Raw genomic sequence first — 19,351 nt, 5'->3', positions numbered from 1 at the left:
CCGCGCAGCGACAAACGATCACGCGGCAGGTGGCGGTGCTGCATCAGAATCCGCGACTTTTCCGGGGGCGCTTCAGTTGGTGGCGCGGCTACCCGCAGCCGTCAGCATCGCGTGCAGTTCGGCGGCGATCTCCTGCGGGTGATTGAGATGCACATTGTGGCCGGCGCGGGGGAGCGTGACGAGATCAAACCCCGCCGCGTTGACCAGCTGCTCCTGCAGGTAGCGCGCCGTGCCGTCGTGCGGGCAGACCGGATCCCACGTGCCATGCACCATCGCAACCGGACAGCGCACGCGGTCGGGCAGAGGCTGCATGGACCGGTTCTCATCGGTGAGCGCGAGCAATTCGCGGTTGCTCGTCGCCCAGGTTTGAGGCATGACAATGGGAACCTGGTCAAGCAGCCAGCGCAGTGTTTGGGAGTCGTTCATGTTCGCATCGCACGCGCCCGCCGCCAGGACGACGCCGCCGACGAGGTCAGGATAATCCGCCGCGGCGCGCAGCGCGACCGGTCCGCCGTACGAATGGCCGACGAGGATGACGCCGGGCTGGAGGAAGGGTTCGAGACTGCGCGCCTGGGCTTCAAGACTCGGTTCGCTCGCGCGATCCGAGTTGCCGTAGCCGAGACGATCGACGATGATGAACTCGACGTCGGAAAACGTCCACGCGCAGCGGCGGATGAACGTGAGCCAACTGCCTGCGTGCGTCGGAGCGCCGTGAATGAGCACGACACGATGTCGCGGCGACGGCTGGGCGTTGATGGCGAGATACGCCAGCCGCCGGCCGTCCTCGAGCGTCATGTACCGGTCGGTGGGCGACTGAGAGCGCTCGACCTGCACGTAAACGTAGCTGTAGGTCGCCAGCGCGACGATGAGCAGCAGGCCGAGCACGCGCCGCGTCTTGCGGCCGGGGCGCAGGCGGCGGAATGGCAGACGCCATCGCATCTGCCAGCATTATTCGGTTTGCGCCGCGAAGTGTTCCGGCCGCGGCGAAAAATCCCCGTATCAGTTCGGCTCCTCGATCCATCGCACCGCCTCATCACGCCGCGCCGTGTTGAAGTAGCGGACCGTGGCGGCGGTGAAGGGCTTGCAGAACATGGCCATGCCCTTCTCCCATCGGCTTTCGCCCACGAGCGCCACGCGCTCGATGTCGCTGAAGTGCCTGGCGTCGAACTTGATGTCTTCCCACAGGGCGCCGGCGGTCCAGCCGTGGAAGTCCATCAGATCGACGAGCAGGCGGATGCGCCCGTGCTCTTCGATGGCGCTTTCCAGCGCGGGCACGAACATTTCGTAGTCATCGCGCGTGAGTTTGCCGGTCAGGCGGAAGACGATGGTCCGGCCGTCGGCGCGCGTGGTCATCTCAATAGCGTGCACGGTGAGCGACATACTCGACCTCCTTGCGATCTTCGGATCGGTGTCATCTCAATTGTGCATCGCCCGCCCGTCCCCGCGGGTGAGGGATTCGCTCTGCGCCCCGCCGTCGCCCGCCGGGGGTGCGGCGCGGCGGCGGGCCCGGCTGGCTAGAGTGCACGCCGGCGCCGCGGTGCGCCGGTTGCGGAGAGACCTGATGACGGGAGCAGGCATGATGCGGGATATGGTGGCGGCGTGTGTGCTGGGCTGCTTGGCGCTGCAGCCGACCCTGGGACTCACGGTTCACTCGGGCACCGATGTTACGTCGCCCGCCGAGCACCTCGGCCGGCCCGTTGGCGGCGACTTCACCCTGACCGACTGGGCGGAGACCAGTTCCTATCTCCTTCGCCTGGGCGAAGAAAGCCCAAACGTCATCACCACGAAAGTCGGCACAACGACCGAAGGCCGCGACTTTCTCATCAGCATCATCTCCAGCGAGGCCAACCTCAACGACCTCGACGCCATCAAGGCCAATGCGCGAATCCTTGCCGACCCGCGCGGCCGCAGCGCCGAGGAGATCGAGCGCGCCGCGGGCGACGGGCGGGTGACGCTGTTTGTCTCGTGCGCCATGCACGCCACCGAATGCGCCGGCGTGCAGTTCGGCATGGAGTTCGCCTACACCCTGGCGACGTCAGATGATGAGCCGTGGAAGAGCGCGCGCGACAAGATGGTCGTCGTGCTCTACATGACCAATCCGGACGGCATCGATCACGTGACGAACTGGTATCGCCAGACCGTCGGCACGCCGCACGAGGGCGCTGACCTGCTCAAGTTGTACCAGTACTACTCCGGGCACGACAACAACCGCGACTGGTTCATGCTGACGCAGAACGAAACACGCATCGTGAGCGAACTGCTCTATACGGAGTGGTTTCCGCAGATCTACTGGGATGTGCATCAGCAGGGCAGCAGCGGCGAGCGGCTGTTCGTGCCTCCATATCGCGATCCGCTCAATCCGAATCTCGATCCGAACATCATCACGGGAATTGATGCACTGGGCAGCCGGGCCCTGCTCGACCTGACGCGCGAAGGGTTCACCGGCGTGTCGACCGGCGTCTCGTACGATATGTGGTGGAACGGCGGCAATCGCAACGTGCCCGTGCGGCACAACATCATCGGCATTCTCACCGAGGCCGCGTCGGCCAACCTGGCCTCGCCGATCTTCCTGCCCATCAATCGGCTTTCCGGGCCGGTTCAGCGCGAGTACGCGCCTTCCAACCAGTTCCCGATGCCGTGGCCCGGCGGGTGGTGGCGCCTCCGCGACATCATCGACTACGAGATGGCCTTCGGCCGCTCACTCGTGGGCAGTCTGTCGCGCGAGCCGTCGCTGTGGCTGCGCAACGCGGCCGATGCAGCGCAGCGGGCGATTGCAGCAGCCGAAGAGGGCGCGCCGCGCGCGTGGATCATTCCCAGCGACAATCGCGATCCCGACGCCGTGGCGCGATTTGTCGATGTGCTGCTCGCCACGGGCGTCGAGATCAACGTGAGCGAAGCAGAGATCGAAGCCGACGGTCGCACTTATCCCACCGGCTCGATCGTCATCCAGCGCGAGCAGCCCTACGGCACGCACGTCAAAGACCTCATGGAAGTGCAGCGCTACCCAGAGGGCGATCCGCCCTACGACGTGGCCGGCTGGACGCTGCCGTACCTGCTCGGGGTCAGGCGCGTGGAGGTGATGCAGGCGATCGAGGCGCCGCTCAAGCGCGTGAGCCAGGTCGGTGAGGCAACGGCAAGGTTCGTCGGAGACGATCGATGCGCGTTCGGAGAGCCGGGTCCGCTTTCAGCATGGCACAGCGGGACGTGGACGGAAGTATCGCAAACGCTGGTTGACGGCCGGACGTGGGAGTTCAACACCAGCGGCGATCAGCGGGGGCTTTTCGAACTTGAAGAGGTCGCGCAGGAAGATGGCGATTCAATCGTCGTCGATCGCCTCCCGCGCATCGGCCTCTACAGCCCGTGGTCGGGCAGCATGGATGAAGGCTGGATGCGCTGGGTGCTCGACACGTGGAAGATCCCGTACGTCCCCGTGCGCAACGAGATGATCCGCGCCGGCCAGCTTGGGGACTTCCTCGATGTGCTCATCATCGCCGACGTTGGCGCGCGGCAACTCGATGAAGGCCGCGGCCCCGGCTCCATCGCCGATGAATACACACGCGGCTTGTCGCCCGAGGGCGCCGTCGCCGTCGAGGAGTTCGTGCGCGGCGGCGGAAGACTGATCACCTTCGACTCGTCAAGTCAATGGGCCATCGACCTCATGAAACTGCCGGTGGCCAACGTGACGCGCGCTCCGGAGGCGCGCGAGTTCTCCTGCCCGGGCAGCGTGCTGCGCGGCATCGCCGAAGAGCACGATCTCACCGTCGGGCTGCCCGAGTCGGTCGCGCTGTTCTTCTCGGGTTCCTCGGCGTTTCGGCCCATGAACGACAAGGAGCGCAAAGACGCGGGCATCGAGTCGGCCGGCCGGGTGGAGACGCTGCTGCGCTACGCGCCGACGCGTGTGCTCCTCTCAGGTTGGATCAAGAGCCCTGAGATCATCGAGGGCCAGGGGGCCTGGCTGCGGGCCGAGCATGGCAAGGGCGCTGTACACCTGTTCGCCTTCCGCCCGCAATACCGCGGCTGGTCACAGGGGACGTTCGGCCTGGTGTTCCGCGCTGCGATTCTGGATCAGTAGTGGAGCGGCCGCGCTGCCCCGATAACCGTCGGGCGCGATGATCCGGTAGCCGCGCCGTCAAGGCCGCCGCCTGGCTGGCCGAACTTTGGTGAATAGGGAGTCCAGACCCCGTGCTCCTGCGGGCGATGCGGATGGAGCCGCGTATAATTGGTCCGTGCCATGAAGTGGTCTCTGACGATCATCCTCGGCCTGCTGCTGGCGCAACTCTGGTTGCCGGGCGCCGTCGATGCGCGTCCGACCGACATGTCGGCGGATTGCCAGATGGCCTGCTGCGCGCCGCAGGCGCCGTCATGCTGCGATGAGCCCGCGACTCCGCCTCCCACTGAGGCCGACTGCGCCTGCCAGGCTCATTCCGGGCGCCGGGCCCCGGTCTCGCCGGCTCCGCAGCCGCGGGACACGCGCGTTGATCTGCAGATGCCCGCCGCTTCCGCAACGGCCATTCTTCCGCAGCCGGCTCTGAGCCTTGCGACTCGGACGCCTCGGCAGCGCGTCATCAGCCCTCCTTCCCACAACACTGTTCAGGCGCTCAAAGGCGTCTGGCGCACGTAGCGCCGCGTCGCGGAGAAGGTGCGCGCATGGAGATTCGTGCACGCCGACTCGCTGCGCTGCACTGCCGCCCCAGGCAGTGATCGCGCCCTGACGGCGCTGACCTAATCACGACTTTCTCAGGCAGCATCGGTTCCGCTTGGTGTGCGGTTCGCGGCTGATCCTGCGCGCCGCAGTGGCGATGCGCACTGAACTGATGTTCGGGAAGAGGTTCCCAATGAAAAGCAGAAAACTGAGCGCATGCAGCGCCGCGGCCGGAGTCGCGTGCGCGATGAGCGCCTGCTCATCAGGTCCGCTCGACGGACCGGCCACGCGCTTTGCGATCCACGATCTGGATCGTGTCACGCCCGCCGAACTCGAAGTACTCCAGCGCGCCGAACCGGGCGAAGTAGTGGCGGACCAGACGCTGGCCGCGCTGCCCGAGTCGCCGGGAGTGGAAGACTACGTGCAGGCGGCTGTGCAGCGGCATCCAGCCATCCTCGCCGCCGAGCAGCGCGTCCTGCGATTGCGCGAGCGCATTGCGCAGGTGACGAGCCTGGAGGATCCGATGTTCATGATTTCGCCGGTCGGGGCCATGGCCGAGACGGCCGCAGGCGAAGTCGGGCTGATGACCAGCCTGAGCCAGCGCCTGCCGTTTCCCGGCAAACTCGACAACCTCGGCCGCATCGCCCAGCAGGACGTCGCCATCGCCGAGCAGGACCTGCAGCGCGTGCGGCTGGGCGTCATGGCGGACACGAGGCAGGCGTACTGGAGCCTCTACTACGCGGTGAGGGCCATCGACGCGACCGAGCGGAGCCGCTCGCTGCTCGGGCTTGTGCGCGATGCGGTGGGCGCGAGCATCCGCACCGGCGGGGCGAGCCAGGAGGCGGCTCTGCGCATCTCCGTTGAACTGGGCAATCTCGAATCCGAACTCATCGCCCTTCGCCAGAACCGCACGAGCGCGGCGGCGATGCTCAACAGCCAACTCGATCGAGACGTGGACACTCCGATTGCCGATCCGCCGCCGATCGAACTGTCGCAACTCGTGCTCGAACTCGACCAGCTGCTGGCCCTGGCGGAGGAGTCGAGCCCCGAGATCGCCGCCGTGCGCGAGCGACTCGTCCAGTTTCGCGAGCAGCGCGAGCAGGCGCGTCTGGGGCGGTATCCCGATCTCACCGTCGGCGTGACGTACAACGCCGTCGATGATGAGGGCCTCTCCATGCTCGCCAACGGACGCGACCAGTGGTGGCTTTCATTCAGCGCCAACCTGCCGATCTGGAATGACCGCCTCTCCGCCGCTGAACGCGAAGCGACGCGCGGTCTCATCGAGACTTCCGCGTCGCTCGCCGGCGAGCGGAATCGCATCGCCTTCCAGGTGCGCGATGCGTTGGCTCGCATCGAAGCGCAGCAGAAGCAGGCGCTGCTGCTGCGCGACGTGATCGTGCCCGAATCCGAGCGGACGGTGCAGGCGTCGCTGAACGGCTATCGCGCGGGCACGGTGCCGTTCCTCAACCTCATCGACAACTGGCGCAAGGTCATCAACTTTCAACTCATGTACGAGTCATCGCTCGCCTCGCTCGAGCGCAGCGTGGCGCAGCTCGAATCGGCGATAGGGCGTGACGTGCCGCGGCAGCCGGTCGCGACGAATCCGCAGGACCGCGAGCAATCCGCCCAGACCCAGGAGCCGCAACCATGAACACACCTGAAAAAGCAGATTCGCCAGGTGGAGCCAAGCCGGCATCCGCCAAAGCGCCGCCGCCGAGCCGCAAGCCGCCGCGAGGGCCGCGCCTGTGGATCATGCTGCTGGTCGCGCTGGCGGTGCTGGCCGGGCTGGCCATCGGCACGCTCTGGGGCCCCGCGGCCCGGCAGCAAGCCCAGCGATGGCTGGGCGACGGTGCGCACGATGAACATGCCCAGCACGACGAACCTGCGGCCCAGGCCGACTTCTATACCTGCGGCATGCACCCCTGGGTCATCCTGCCCGAGCCGGGCCTGTGCCCCATCTGCCACATGGACCTCGTGCCGCTCGACCCGAGCAAGTTCACCGGCGAGATCAGCATCGACCCCGTGGTCACCCAGAACATCGGCGTGCGCATCGCGCCGGTCGTCAGCGGCCCGGTGGTGCGGACGGTGCGCACGGTCGGCAGCGTTGAATATGACGAAACCCGCGTGCGCGACGTCAACGTCAAGGTCGCCGGCTGGATCGAGAAGTTGTACGTCGACTACGAAGGCGCGCGCGTGCAGGCAGGCGAGCCGCTCTTTGATCTCTACTCGCCGCAACTGTACGCATCGCAGGCGGAGTACCTCTCCGCTCTTGAAATGCGCGGCAAGAACGTGTCAGAGCTGCTGCCCGATTCGGGTATCGACGTGGAACGCCTCATCAGCGATGCCCGCGTGCAACTCGAGTATTTCGACGTAACGCCCGGGCAGATCGAAGCGCTCGAGCAGCGCGGTGAGCCGACCAAGACCATGACGGTGCTCAGCCCGTTCGGCGGGATCGTGACTGCCAAGCGCGCCAACGAAGGCATGCGCGTCGATCCGGGCATGCGCATCTACCAGGTCGCGGACCTGAGCCAGGTGTGGGTGCAGGCGTCACTCTATGAGTACCAGTTGCCGTTCGTCCGTGTCGGCGACACCGCCACGATGACGCTGTCCTATCTGCCGGGCCAATCGCTCGAAGGCCGCGTGATCTATATCTATCCCTACCTGAACGAGCAGACGCGCCAGGCGAGCGTGCGGCTGGAGTTTGACAACCCCGACCTGCTGCTCAAGCCGGGCATGTTCGCGCAGATCGAACTGCGCAACACCATCGCCACGGATCAGCCGCTGGCGCCGCGCGCCGCCATCATCGACACCGGCGAGCGGAGCGTTGCTTTCGTGAGCCTCGGGAAGGGGCGATTCGAGCCGCGCGACGTCGTCATGGGCATTCAAACCGAAGGCGGCATGGTCGAGGTGCTCGAAGGCCTGCAGGTCGGCGAGATGGTGGTCACCAGCGGCCAGTTCCTGCTCGACAGCGAAGCGCGGATGCGCGAGAGCCTGGCGAGGATGATCACCGGCCAGCCCGCCGTCACGCCGCCTCCCGCGCCCGAGGACCGCGTGCTGCGCGAGCCCGAGCCGGGCGAAGAACTGACGCCTTATCCGCTGGATATCTGCGTGGTGAGCGATGCGCGCCTCGGCTCGATGGGCGATCCCATCCGCCGCGCTTACAAGGGCCGCGAACTTCTCTTCTGTTGCGAATCCTGTTTCGATGACTTCGAGGCCGATCCGGAGAAGTACATTCGGCTCCTTGAGGAGCGCAGCGGGGGAGGCGAGCCATGATCGCTCGCCTCATCGACTGGTGCATCGCCAATCGACTGCTCGTCGTGCTGCTCACGGCGTGCCTTATCGGCGCCGGCATCTGGTCGGCGCAGCACATCACCGTCGATGCGATTCCCGATCTCTCCGACGTGCAGGTGGTGATCCGGACCGAGTACCCCGGCCAGGCGCCGCAGATCGTCGAAGACCAGGTGACCTATCCGCTGACCACCGCCATGCTTGCCGTGCCCCTGGCCAAGGTGGTGCGCGGCTACAGCATGTTCGGCTCGAGTTTCGTCTACATCATCTTCGAAGATGGCACGGACATGTACTGGGCCCGCAGCCGCGTGCTCGAACAACTCAGTTCCGTCAGCGCGCGTTTGCCCGAGGGCGTCTCGCCCCAACTCGGACCCGACGCAACCGGCGTCGGCTGGGCCTACGAGTACGTGCTCGTCACGGGGCGCTACTGCCCGGAGCATCCGCAGGGACTGTGGCATGATCCCGTCGAGGATGTGTGGTATGCGGAGCCGGATGATGCGCCCGCCGAGGCGCGCGAGCGGCTGGAGCGCGCGCGCACCTTCGACGGCATGGAGGAGTGTCCGCTGGATGGCGCGCCGCTGGCCGAGCCGGAGGTCGATCTCGCGGGCTTGCGCAGTCTGCAGGACTGGTATCTGCGATTCGAACTGACCGCCGTCGAAGGCGTGAGCGAAGTGGCCCCCGTGGGCGGGTTTGTCAAGCAGTATCAGGTCGTCGTCGATCCGGTGCGGCTGCTCGCGTTTGATGTGCCGCTCTCGCGCGTGAAGCAGGCTATCCAGGGCTCAAACGTTGATGTCGGCGGCCGGCTTATCGAGATGAGCGAGACCGAGTACATGGTGCGCGGCCTGGGCTACCTCGGCACGCTCAGCGCCGAAGAGCGCGCCGGCATCGAGAGTCGCGGCGAATCCGTCGAGGCGGTGCGCACGCAGCGCGTGCTCGATGAACTCGGCGGCATCGCTCTGGCGTCGAGTCCGCAGGGCCGGCCCGTCTACCTGCGCGACGTGGCCGAAGTGCGCCTCGGGCCGGAGATCCGCCGCGGCATCGCCGAGTGGAATGGCCAGGGCGAAGCCGTCGGCGGCATCGTCGTCATGCGCTTCGGCCAAAACGCCAGCGAGACCATCGAGCGCGTCAAAGCCAAACTCGCCGAACTCGAGCGCGGCCTGCCGCCCGGCGTGGCCGTTCGCGTCGGTTATGATCGATCCGATCTGATCGACCGCGCGGTGCGCACGCTCCAGCACACCCTCGTGGAGGAGATCATCGTCGTCGGTCTCGTGTGCATCCTGTTCCTGCTGCACGCGCGCAGCGAACTCGTGGCCGTATTCGTCGTGCCCACCGGCGTGCTGGCGAGCATCGTGCTCATGTACATCCTGGGCATCGACGCCAACATCATGAGCCTGGGCGGGATCGCCATCGCCATCGGCGTGATGGTGGACAGCTCCATCGTGATGGTCGAGAACGCCCACAAGCACCTCGATCGCGAGGAAGAGCGTCTGCACGAGGCGGCGGCCGCGGGCGAGCCGGCCGAGCCGCGCGACCGGCGCCTCATCATCGCCGAAGCGGCGCGCGAAGTGGGGCCGAGCCTGTTCTTCAGCCTGCTCATCATCACCGTCTCGTTCCTGCCGATCTTCGTGCTCGGCGAGCAGAGCGGGCGCATGTTCAAGCCCCTCGCGTGGACGAAGACGTTTGCGATGGGCTCGGCCTCGCTGCTGGCCGTGACGATCATCCCCGTGCTCATGACCTATTTCATCACGCCGCGCGTCCTGCCGAAGCAGTGGGGGATGTGGCGCAATGCGGCGATCACGCTCGCGGCCATGTTCATCCCGGCGGCGATCCTCTGGACCGCGCCGCTGGGCGCGTGGGAGGTGTATCGCCTCTGGCTTGCGATCGGCTGGATCGTGTTCATGGGCATGCTGCTCGTGCCGCAGAAGATCATCCACGAGCGCGCCAATCCGATCTCGTGGATCCTGCAGGGAGTGTACCACCCGCTGTTTGTGCTGGTCATGCGCTTCCGCTGGATCGTGCTTCTGGCCGCGGCGCTGCTCGTCGCGAGCACGGCCGTGCCGCTGCTGGGCTTCCAGCGACTCTTCGGTGACGAGGCGGCGCAGCGCTTCCCCGCTCTCACTCAAGCGTTCCCCGGTCTGGGCAGCGAATTCATGCCCCCTCTCGAAGAAGGCGACCTGCTCTACATGCCCACCACCGACCCGGGCATCAGCATGGGCAAAGCCCGCGAGCTGCTTCAGCAGACCGACAAACTCATCATGCAGATCCCCGAAGTGGTCAGCGTGATGGGCAAGGTCGGCCGGGCCGACACCGCCACCGACCCTGCGCCGCCGAGCATGATCGAAACGACCATCACCCTGGAGCGCGACAAGACGCAGTGGCGCCACGTGCCGGTGACGTTCGAGCACTGGCCGCGGGGCACGCGCTGGCTCGGCCGATGGCTCTTTGGCGAGGCGCGCCCCATCACCACCGCCGAACTCGTCTATGGCTACGTGCTCCCGGATGGTGCGCACGTTCAGGGTCTCAACGACGTAGTCCAGATCCCCGGCCTGACCAATTCGTGGACGATGCCCATCAAGACCCGCATCGACATGCTCAGCACCGGCATCAAGACACCCGTGGGCGTCAAAGTCATGGGGCCCGACCTGGGCACACTGGCCCGCCTTGCCGATGAAATCGCCACCGTCATCAAGACGGCCGAGGGCACCGGCCAGTACACCACCAGCGCCTTCCCGGAAAAGAGCGTCGGCGGCAACTATTTCGACATCGTCATCAACCGCGATGCCATCGCACGCTACGGCATGCTCGTCGCCGACGTGCAGGATGTCATCATGACGGCGCTGGGCGGCATGAAGCTGGGCAGCACCGTCGAAGGACTGCAGCGCTATCCGATCAATGTCCGCTACCCCCATGAATTGCGCGACAACATCGATGCGCTCAAGCAGACGCTCGTCGCCACGCCGGGCGGCGCGCAGATTCCGCTCGGGCAACTGGCCGACTTCGTGATCCACAAGGGCCCGCCGATGATCAAGAGCGAAAACGCCCGCCTGACAAGCTGGGTGTTCGTGGACATCGCCGGCATCGACGTCGGCACGTACGTGCGCAACGCTCAGCAGGCGGTGGCGCGGCAGGTCGCGCTGCCGTCGGGTTACAGCATCGTCTGGTCCGGCCAGTACGAATACATGCAGGCGGCGCGGGCGCGGCTGATGATCGTGGTGCCGGTCGCGGGCGTGCTCATCGTCCTGCTGCTCTACCTCGCGACGCACAGCTGGCTGCGCGTCGGGATTGTGCTGCTGGCGGTGCCCTTCAGCCTCGTGGGCGCGGTGTGGCTGCTCTATCTGCTGGATTACAACCTCTCGCTGGCGGTGTGGGTCGGCGTGATTGCGCTGGCCGGTCTCGACGCCGAGACCGGGCTGGTCATGCTGCTCTATCTCGACAACAGTTTCGAGCGCTTCACGCAGCAAGGGCGCATGCGCAACGCCGACGATCTCTGGTGGGCCATCCACGACGGGGCCGTGCAGCGCATCCGGCCCAAGACAATGACGGTGATGACCACCTTCATCGGCCTGGTCCCGCTGCTCTGGGCCACGGGCGCCGGCGCCGACACCATGCGACGTCTCGCCGCGCCGATGATCGGCGGACTGGCAACCAGTTTCCTGCTCGAGCTGCTTATCTACCCGCCGCTGTTCTATCTCGCCAAGCGCATCGCGCTGCATCGACAGTTTCACGAAAACCGCGCGGCGCCGCGTTGACGCCGCTTCAATCCACAATGGCCATCCGCCACATCTTCAAAGGAGAATCCGATGAACCGCATTCGCAACACCGCCGCCGCACTGCTCGGCTGCACCCTGCTCGGCATCGCCGGCCTCGGCGCCGCCGTCCAGAATCCGTCGAAGGAGATTAAATCCGATCCCTACCCGCTGGACACCTGTCCCGTCTCGGGCGAAAAGCTCGGCTCCATGGGCGATCCCATCGTCAAGACCTACGACGGCCGCGAGGTCCGCTTCTGCTGCAAGAGCTGCATCAAGAAGTTCGAGGCGGACAAGGCCGGCTACTGGAAGAAGATCGATGAGAAGATCATCGAAGCCCAGACGCCGTACTACCCGCTGGCGACCTGCCCCATCTCTGGCGAAGACCTCGGCGGCATGGGTGAGCCTGTGGACTACGTCTACAACAACCGCCTGGTGCGCTTCTGCTGCGAAAAGTGCGTCGGCACATTCGAGAAGGACCCCAAACCCACGCTGGACAGACTCGACAAGGCCGTAATCGAGCGGCAGGGCAAGACGTATCCGCTGCAGACCTGCGTCGTGTCCGGCGAAGAACTCGGCAGCATGGGCGAGCCCATCGACAAGGTGTACAACAACCACCTCGTGCGATTCTGCTGCAAGGGCTGCATCAAGAAATTCGAAGCCGAGCCGGCGAAATACCTCGGCACGCTCGATGACGCCTGGAAAGCCGCAGGCGGCGTTCCGCAGCCTTAATGGATGACTCGGCAGCGGCGCGGGACACTGCGCCGCCGCCATTTGCAAACGAGCAATTCGCGGAGCCTGCCTGATCCACTTCAGGAGTAGTCTCCGGTGGCCGTTCCTGGCGAACGGCTCCGCTCGCCGCGCCGCATCGGCGCCGTGGCGGCCGCCGCTATGCCGCGAGGTCTGCTCTCCATGCGAATTGCCCATGTCGCATCGTTGCACGAAAGCGTCCCGCCTCGCAACTACGGCGGAACCGAACGCGTCGTTTCCTACCTCACCGATGAACTCGTCCGCCAGGGTCACGATGTCACGCTCTTTGCCAGCGGCGATTCAACCACCAGCGCCCGACTCGTACCATGCTCCGCGCGCTCGCTGCGGCTCGATCGCCAGTGCATTGATCAGGTCGCGCACCACATCCTGATGCTCGACCGCGTGTTCGACATGGCCGGCGAGTTCGACATCGTTCACTTTCACATCGACTATCTCCACTTTCCGCTCTCGCGCCGGTCGCGCCTGACGCAGGTGACCACGCTGCACGGCCGGCTCGACATTCCCGACCTGGTGCCGCTCTATCAAAAGTTCGGCAGCATGCCCGTCGTGTCCATCTCCCACGCCCAACGGCTGCCGCTGCCCGGGGCCGCATGGCTCGCGACGGTGTACCACGGTCTTCCCGAACACCTCTACACGCTGCACCGCCACGCCGGCTCGTACCTCGCGTTCCTCGGCCGCATCTCGAGAAGCGCGTCGATCGCGCCATCGAGATCGCCCGCCGCGCCGGCATTCCCCTGCGCATCCTCAACCTGCGCGTCGGCGACTCGAGCATCGATCTGGACTTGACAAGGCATGAGCAGGACGTCGGCGTCAACGTCCTTGCCCGCACCGGCCCCGTCGCGGTAACAGTGACGAAGTAGCCCGGCCAGAATGAGGCAGCCCCTCTCCTGGCCGCCGAGCCGCTCGACGACACAATGACGATGCCGCGGCACCCACCTATACTCTGCCCGGCCTCCGACCGCGCGGGCATAGCTCAGTTGGTAGAGCGTCAGCTTCCCAAGCTGAATGTCGAGGGTTCGAGTCCCTTTGCCCGCTTTGGATTTGGATGCACGTCCAAAACAGTCCGCCAGTTGCGGACGCCTGCCAACGTTCGGCGGTGCAGCCTGACGCGCCAAAGTGCGCGGTTCACTGCTGTGCTCCGCGAAAAAGGGAACACCGCAACTGCCCGAATCAATTCGCCGCGGAGTCGGGCTGCGCTCGGTTCGCCAGGATCTGGTCGATTCTCGTGCCGTCCATTTCTACCGCCTCCAGGCGCCATTCACGCCACATGGTGTGCTCACCTTCCTGAGGAAGGCGGCTCCTTTGTTGCCAGCGGCGGCCTGTTGAAGGCGCGACTGACGGGCGGCATCATCGCCAATGCTCTCTCATGCTGCATCACCCATCCTCCCTGCTACCCCGGAGGCAGAGACTCGACCAGCGACCTGATCTCATCGCGCACGCGGCGGTAGTGTGCCAGCGCTTCATCCTCACTCGATGCGGTCGCCGCCAGATGGGGCGGGTCATCAAAGCCGACGTGTCGCATCTCCGTCACCCCGGGCCAGACCGGGCACGCCTCGCGCGCCGAGTCACAGACGGTCACGACCAGGTCGGGCGCGATCCCTCGGAGTTCCTCGATGTGCTTGGAGTGCTGGTCGGCGATGTCGATGCCGGCTTCGCTCATCACACGGACCGCCCGGGGATCGAGTCGACCAGGCCGCGTGCCGGCCGAGTGCGCCTGCCAGTCCGGGCGCAGGGCGCGTGTCCATCCTTCCGCCATCTGGCTTCGGCAGGAGTTTCCAGTGCAGAGGTAAAGGACCGTCGATGCCATTGCGCTACCTCACAGGTGCTTGTGCGCCGGCGCGTGGCGCGCGCGTGCGGAAGTCGCGGCCGTAAAGACGCCGCCCGAGCCAGAATGAGACGCTCACCAGCGAGATGAGCACCGGAACCTCGACGAGCGGCCCCACGACAGTGGCGAAGGCGACGCCCGAGCCGATGCCGAACACGGAAATCGCCACGGCGATGGCCAGTTCGAAATTGTTGCCCGAAGCCGTGAACGCCAGCGTCGCGGCTCGCTCATAGTCCGCCCCGACCCTCTTGGCCATCAGGAAACTCACGAAGAACATGATGATGAAGTACAGCGCCAGAGGAAGGGCGATGCGGAGCAGGTCCAGCGGCAGTTCGACGATCTGGTCGCCCTTGAGGCTGAACATGACGACGATTGTGAACAGCAGCGCGATCAGCGTCATCGGGGCGATGCGCGGGATGAAGACGTTCGAGTACCAATCGTCGCCCTTGATCGGCCGGAGCACAAAGCGGGTGATCATTCCTCCGAAGAAGGGAATGCCGAGGTAGATCATCACGCTCTGGAAGATCTGAGCGATGCTCACATCGACGACGGCGCCTTCGAGCCCAAGCAGCGGAGGCAGATAGGTGATGAAAACCCACGCGTACACGCCGAAGAACAGGACCTGAAAGATGCTGTTGAATGCGACGAGCCCGGCGGCATAGTCGCTGCTTCCCTTGGCCAGATCGTTCCAGACGAGCACCATGGCGATGCATCGCGCCAGGCCAACCAGGATCAGGCCGATCATGTACTCGGGATGATCGCGCAGCAGCAGGACCGCGAGGACGAACATGAGCAGCGGGCCGACGAGCCAGTTCTGTATGAGTGAAAGGGCCAGGATTCGCCAGTCGCGAAAGACCTCGGGCAGCTTCTCGTATCGCACCTTGGCCAGCGGCGGGTACATCATGAGGATCAACCCGATAGCGATGGGAACGTTGGTCGTTCCCGCCGAGAGGCGGTCGAGCGCTTCACTGACGCCGGGCAGCAGCCTGCCCAGCAGCACACCGCCGCCCATGGCAAGGAAGATCCACAGCGTCAGGTAGCGGTCGAGGAACGACAGCTTCTTCGGACGGTCAATGCACGCAGCGGAGGTTTGAGTGGAAGTACAAGCTACCGGGGGTTGAGCATTCGCCGTCATGGGCTACTCCACACAGGCCGATGCACGGCCCGATCGTTTGGCTCCGCATGCTTGGGCAGAGCGAACACAACACCCACCCGCGACGCGCAGCCGCTCAAGCCGGCGAACATCCTTGCGCGAAGTCGGGTCGGCGGCGGCGAAACACGAGAGACACGCGAGCAACTGTCGATGGAAACCATTCGAGGGACGCGCCAGGCGATAGAAGATCCAGTTGCCGTCTCGCGCAACTTCCACGAGCCCCGCCCTGCGCAAGGTGGAGAGGTGCCGTGACACGGTGGGCTGAGGCAACTGGAGGACTGAAACCAGATCACCCACGCAGGTTTCCCCATCGCGCAGCAGGGTCAGGAGCCTCAATCGAGTTCGATCGGCGCATGCGCGGAACGCCTGCTCGTAAGGGTTTGGGGCCATTGCCAAACTATATTCGCCTGGGCGAATGCAGTCCATATCACGCGGCCGGCCGCCCCGGTTCGCAGGGGACACTCGTCCAGGTCAGTCGGGGACGATCGCATTGAAGCAGAGGTACAGCCCCACACCGATCAACACCAGTGCGGTGATAAGCCGGAGCCGCTTCTCGATTGCCGCCAGGCGGTCGAAGGCCCGACCGGCGCGATGCACGCCGCATGCCAGGAGCATGGCGAAGGCAAGGACGGGCAGTCCGGTCGCGATGCCGAACACCATCGGCACAAACAGCGCGGACTGCGCTTTGGCCGCAAGTGGCATGAGCCCTCCGAAGAAGAGGGCCGCCGATGAGGGACAGAAAGACAGCGCAAAGAGCGCGCCCAGGGCGAATGAGCCAACACTGTCTCCCCTGGCGGCCAGTCGCTCACCAATCGCGCGCCCGGGCAGCGGCCATTGGGGAAGGGGAATGAGCCCGGCGAGCATGGCGCCCGCGACAACCAGCACCGGCCCGACCATCAGACCGAGGATGCGATTGAGGGTTTCGGATGTGGTCGTCGCGGCGAGCAGGCCCGCCGTGAGTGCAGCGGCGAGGATGACGTAGCAGAGCGTCCGTCCCACGACGTACGCCAAACCGGCCCGCAGAGAGCGCGATGGAGTGCCCGCGTGGCGACCAATGAATGACACGGCGGCGATGTTGGTCGCAAGCGGGCAGGGACTGATCGCCGTGAGCAGTCCGAGCATGGCAGCGCTGATGAGTTCAGGGATCATCCCGTGGGGTCAATCATGCGGAGGATGTGGCGCGTCAGGTACTCCTCCAGTGCAGGTTCATCCTGGTGAATGAGCGTCCAGACTTCGGCGAGGTTCTCCCATTTTCGGTCTTCCCCGGCTCCCTGAACGACCACCGTGCTGAAGGCGAGACGGTACTCCTCGCGGAAGTGTCGATTGGCTGGCTCGTCATAGTTGACGCGCTCGAAGCGCAGCCAGCCGGAGGCGATCTCGTCGGCAAAGACGCGACTGACGATCTCGCTGGTGCGCGCCTCGATCGCCAGGCAAGTCTTGCATCGGACATCGCCGTGGAAGTAGTAGACGCGGATGACCCCGTCATCCTGAGCGGCGTCCGGGACGGGTTCACTCGCGGCCTCTTCGGCCCGACTGCTTTCGCGCATCAGCCCGATCGCGACCGTTGCGATGGCAATCGCAATCAGCCCCAGCGCGAGCGTGAATCGGAACTTCCTGGCCATGCCGGACGGTATTTGTGAATCCATGATGCGCTCTCTCTCGTCACTTGAGCAGCTTCTGGACGTCTGCGGCCGAGAGCACGCGGCCGCTCGATCTGACCTCTCCGTCGATGGCGATGGCGGGGGTCATCAGAATGCCGCGGCTGACGATCTCGTCGAGCGTCTCGACCTTGGTGATCTCTGCTTCGATGCCGAGTTGCCCAACCGCTTCGCGGGTTGACTTCTCCAATGCCTTGCACTTGGGGCAGCCCGTGCCGAATATCTCGATTTTCACTGTGGCCATGCGCGGCCTCCTTTTCGAGCGTCAGGCCAATGTTCCAAACAGCAGCCCCGCCAAGGTGGACCCGACAATCACAATGGTGACGTAGGCGGCGGTCTTCCAGGTGCCGATGACGCTGCGAATGACGAGCATGTTGGGAAGCGACAGCGCCGGGCCGGCCAGAAGCAGTGCCAGCGCGGGGCCCTTTCCCATTCCTGAACCGATCAGGCCTTCGACGATGGGAACTTCCGTGAGCGTGGCGAAATACATGAAGGCGCCGACGACGGAGGCGCCAAGATTGGCGCCGAGGTCGTTGCCGCCGACGGCGCGCTCAATCCACTCCGGTGGAATGAGCCCGCGCGAGTCCGGTGTGCCCAGAAGCGCGCCGGCGGCGAAGACCCCGCCGATGAGCAGGGGCGTGATCAACTTGGCGTACCCCCAGGTCTGATTCCACCATTCGCGTCCCTGTTCGCCGGCTCGGGGCATCATGAAGCACAGCGCGACCGTGCCGGCAGCGAACGGGATCGCCGGTTCGTGGGCAAAGAAGAAGGCGAGCAGTCCCACGAGCCAGCCGGTGCCGATCACGCCAAGCAACGGGAAGCAGAACCACCACCAGAGGACGACGCCGAGGAGTACCGCGGCAGAGGTTGTGAGCAGCCACTTGGCGGCGTGAATCGCGTGCCAGAATCCCGAAGCATCAGCCGCGGCGCCCCAGTTGGCGAAAATCAGCACGAGAATCATCAGACCGAACAGGGCGCCGAGTTGGCGGAGGGGCCGAGCCGGCCGCGCGTCGGGTGTGATGATCGTACGTGGCGGCTCTTCTGCGCCGTTCCGCCGTCGCTCGAATATTGCGGCCATGGCGAGGCCGATGAGGATGCTGAAGCCGACGGCGCCGAAGGCGCGCGCCAGACCGATCTCCACGCCGAGCACGCGCGCAGTGAGGATGACGGCGAGCACGTTGATCGCCGGTCCGGCGTAGAGGAAGGAAACCGCCGGGCCGAGTCCGGCGCCCATCCGGTAGATGCCGGCAAAGAGGGGCAGCACCGTGCATGAGCAGACGGCGAGGATGCATCCCGACGTCGCGCCGACTCCATAGGCGGCGGACTTGCTCGCTCCCGGACCGACATACTTCATCACCGCCGCCTGATCGACAAAGGCGGCGATCGCCCCGGCGATCAGGAACGCCGGCAGAAGACAAAGGATGACGTGCTCGCGGGCGTACCACTGGGTGAGGCGCAGTCCCTCGCCGACGGCGGACTGGACCTCCGGCGCCCCGACGGGCAGCAATGACACGCCGAGAATCAGCGCGATGAGCGAGGCGAGTTTGACCCACTCACGGCGGCCCATTCATACATCTGACTTTCTCTCGCCGTTGCAACACGGAGTGCCTGGACGGCGCCCGTCGGATGACGTCAGATTCGGACACCACTCCGAGATCGCGTCGATGAGCGCCGCGAGCCGCGTGCAGAGATGGCCGCAGCGGGCGGCGTACCAGACCGTTCTGCCCTGCTTCGCGGCCGAGAGTACTCCAGCCTCGGCGAGAATCTTCATGTGCTTATTCACCACAGAGAACTCAACCCGACACACTTCAGCAACTTCCGTGACCGAGCACGGCCGGCCGCACTTGACGAGGCAGGACAGAATGAGCGTTCGCGTTGGATCGGAAAGCGCCTTGAACAGTTGCGCATCGAGATGGCGATCCAGATCGGCTTGCCTCCGCGAGGCGATGCGAGGCGTCTCAGGATGGTGGATAGATACTGGCACTTCAATGCCAGTATACACGGCGGCCGCTTCGGTGCAATGCAGAAGACGCATTCTCGGGAATCCACCTCGGGCGTTGCCCACCAGTCGGGTCGGTCTCCGTCAAGCCAGTGGAGGCTCACCGGCGTCACGAACACACACTGACGAGTGGCCATCCGCAATCCCTGAGCGTTTCATCCGTCCCGGCGTGACGGATGACCTGCACTTCCCTCTCTGGATGTGCCTGCGCGGCTCGCAATGGGCTTGCGCTTTCGACTCGACCCGTCTCGACACCTTGGAGTCAACGC

Annotated in this window: 17 protein-coding genes, 1 tRNA gene and 1 pseudogene; 8 read left to right on the top strand and 11 right to left on the bottom strand. The window is 65.4% G+C overall.

Annotation, left to right across the window (positions count from 1 at the left end):
• Positions 1-72 precede the first annotated feature (72 nt).
• Entirely contained in the window at positions 73-939 is an 867-nt protein-coding gene (locus IT430_08075) for an alpha/beta hydrolase (GenBank protein ID MCC6907879.1), read from the bottom strand.
• Between the two features lie 60 nt (positions 940-999).
• Entirely contained in the window at positions 1,000-1,380 is a 381-nt protein-coding gene (locus IT430_08070; GenBank protein MCC6907878.1) for an STAS/SEC14 domain-containing protein, read from the bottom strand.
• 196 nt (positions 1,381-1,576) lie between these two features.
• On the opposite strand from IT430_08070, the gene IT430_08065 reads away from it, so the two are divergent.
• From IT430_08065 to IT430_08030, 8 genes are all read left to right on the top strand, one after another.
• Positions 1,577-4,072 (top strand): hypothetical protein, encoded by a 2,496-nt coding sequence (locus IT430_08065; GenBank protein MCC6907877.1) that lies wholly within the window; start codon positions 1,577-1,579, stop codon positions 4,070-4,072.
• A gap of 159 nt (positions 4,073-4,231) precedes the next feature.
• Positions 4,232-4,621, top strand: a complete 390-nt coding sequence (locus IT430_08060; GenBank protein MCC6907876.1) for a hypothetical protein — start codon at positions 4,232-4,234, stop codon at positions 4,619-4,621.
• A gap of 214 nt (positions 4,622-4,835) precedes the next feature.
• On the top strand, positions 4,836-6,293 hold the full coding sequence (locus IT430_08055) for a TolC family protein (protein MCC6907875.1): 1,458 nt from the start codon (positions 4,836-4,838) through the stop codon (positions 6,291-6,293).
• Positions 6,290-7,915, top strand: coding sequence for an efflux RND transporter periplasmic adaptor subunit (locus IT430_08050; protein MCC6907874.1), 1,626 nt, complete (start codon positions 6,290-6,292; stop codon positions 7,913-7,915). Before IT430_08055 ends, IT430_08050 begins: the two co-directional genes overlap by 4 nt.
• Complete coding sequence (locus IT430_08045) at positions 7,912-11,679, top strand: efflux RND transporter permease subunit (protein ID MCC6907873.1); 3,768 nt, start codon at positions 7,912-7,914, stop codon at positions 11,677-11,679. Before IT430_08050 ends, IT430_08045 begins: the two co-directional genes overlap by 4 nt.
• A 51-nt stretch (positions 11,680-11,730) precedes the next feature.
• Complete coding sequence (locus IT430_08040; GenBank protein ID MCC6907872.1) at positions 11,731-12,408, top strand: hypothetical protein; 678 nt, start codon at positions 11,731-11,733, stop codon at positions 12,406-12,408.
• Between the two features lie 96 nt (positions 12,409-12,504).
• The gene (locus IT430_08035; protein ID MCC6907871.1) at positions 12,505-13,233 is read left to right on the top strand and encodes a glycosyltransferase; all 729 of its coding nucleotides are present in this window, start codon (positions 12,505-12,507) and stop codon (positions 13,231-13,233) included.
• Positions 13,234-13,409: 176 nt separating this feature from the next.
• Positions 13,410-13,482 (top strand) — tRNA-Gly (locus IT430_08030).
• A gap of 135 nt (positions 13,483-13,617) precedes the next feature.
• Here the strand turns inward: IT430_08030 and IT430_08025 are convergent.
• From IT430_08025 to IT430_07985, 9 genes and pseudogenes are all read right to left on the bottom strand, one after another.
• Positions 13,618-13,752: pseudogene (locus tag IT430_08025) on the bottom strand (hypothetical protein).
• An 85-nt stretch (positions 13,753-13,837) separates the two neighbouring features.
• The gene (locus IT430_08020) at positions 13,838-14,254 is read right to left on the bottom strand and encodes an arsenate reductase ArsC (protein ID MCC6907870.1); all 417 of its coding nucleotides are present in this window, start codon (positions 14,252-14,254) and stop codon (positions 13,838-13,840) included.
• A gap of 4 nt (positions 14,255-14,258) precedes the next feature.
• A complete protein-coding gene (gene arsB / locus IT430_08015; GenBank protein ID MCC6907869.1) occupies positions 14,259-15,407 on the bottom strand; it encodes an ACR3 family arsenite efflux transporter in 1,149 nt (382 codons plus the stop codon).
• 3 nt (positions 15,408-15,410) lie between these two features.
• Positions 15,411-15,761: a helix-turn-helix transcriptional regulator gene (locus IT430_08010; GenBank protein MCC6907868.1), complete on the bottom strand. Its 351-nt coding sequence runs from the start codon at positions 15,759-15,761 to the stop codon at positions 15,411-15,413.
• A 135-nt stretch (positions 15,762-15,896) separates the two neighbouring features.
• The gene (locus IT430_08005) at positions 15,897-16,574 is read right to left on the bottom strand and encodes a sulfite exporter TauE/SafE family protein (protein ID MCC6907867.1); all 678 of its coding nucleotides are present in this window, start codon (positions 16,572-16,574) and stop codon (positions 15,897-15,899) included.
• Positions 16,571-17,071 (bottom strand): hypothetical protein, encoded by a 501-nt coding sequence (locus tag IT430_08000; GenBank protein MCC6907866.1) that lies wholly within the window; start codon positions 17,069-17,071, stop codon positions 16,571-16,573. The genes IT430_08005 and IT430_08000 overlap by 4 nt, the downstream gene beginning before the upstream one ends.
• A gap of 16 nt (positions 17,072-17,087) precedes the next feature.
• Positions 17,088-17,327, bottom strand: coding sequence for a TM0996/MTH895 family glutaredoxin-like protein (locus IT430_07995; GenBank protein MCC6907865.1), 240 nt, complete (start codon positions 17,325-17,327; stop codon positions 17,088-17,090).
• Between the two features lie 21 nt (positions 17,328-17,348).
• Positions 17,349-18,650 (bottom strand): permease, encoded by a 1,302-nt coding sequence (locus tag IT430_07990; protein MCC6907864.1) that lies wholly within the window; start codon positions 18,648-18,650, stop codon positions 17,349-17,351.
• Positions 18,651-19,118, bottom strand: coding sequence for a helix-turn-helix transcriptional regulator (locus IT430_07985; protein ID MCC6907863.1), 468 nt, complete (start codon positions 19,116-19,118; stop codon positions 18,651-18,653).
• Between the last annotated feature and the right edge of the window lie 233 nt (positions 19,119-19,351).

This window comes from Phycisphaerales bacterium, assembly GCA_020852515.1.
Classification (GTDB): domain Bacteria; phylum Planctomycetota; class Phycisphaerae; order Phycisphaerales; family UBA5793; genus UBA5793.
This window is presented reverse-complemented; position numbering and strand designations above follow the sequence as displayed.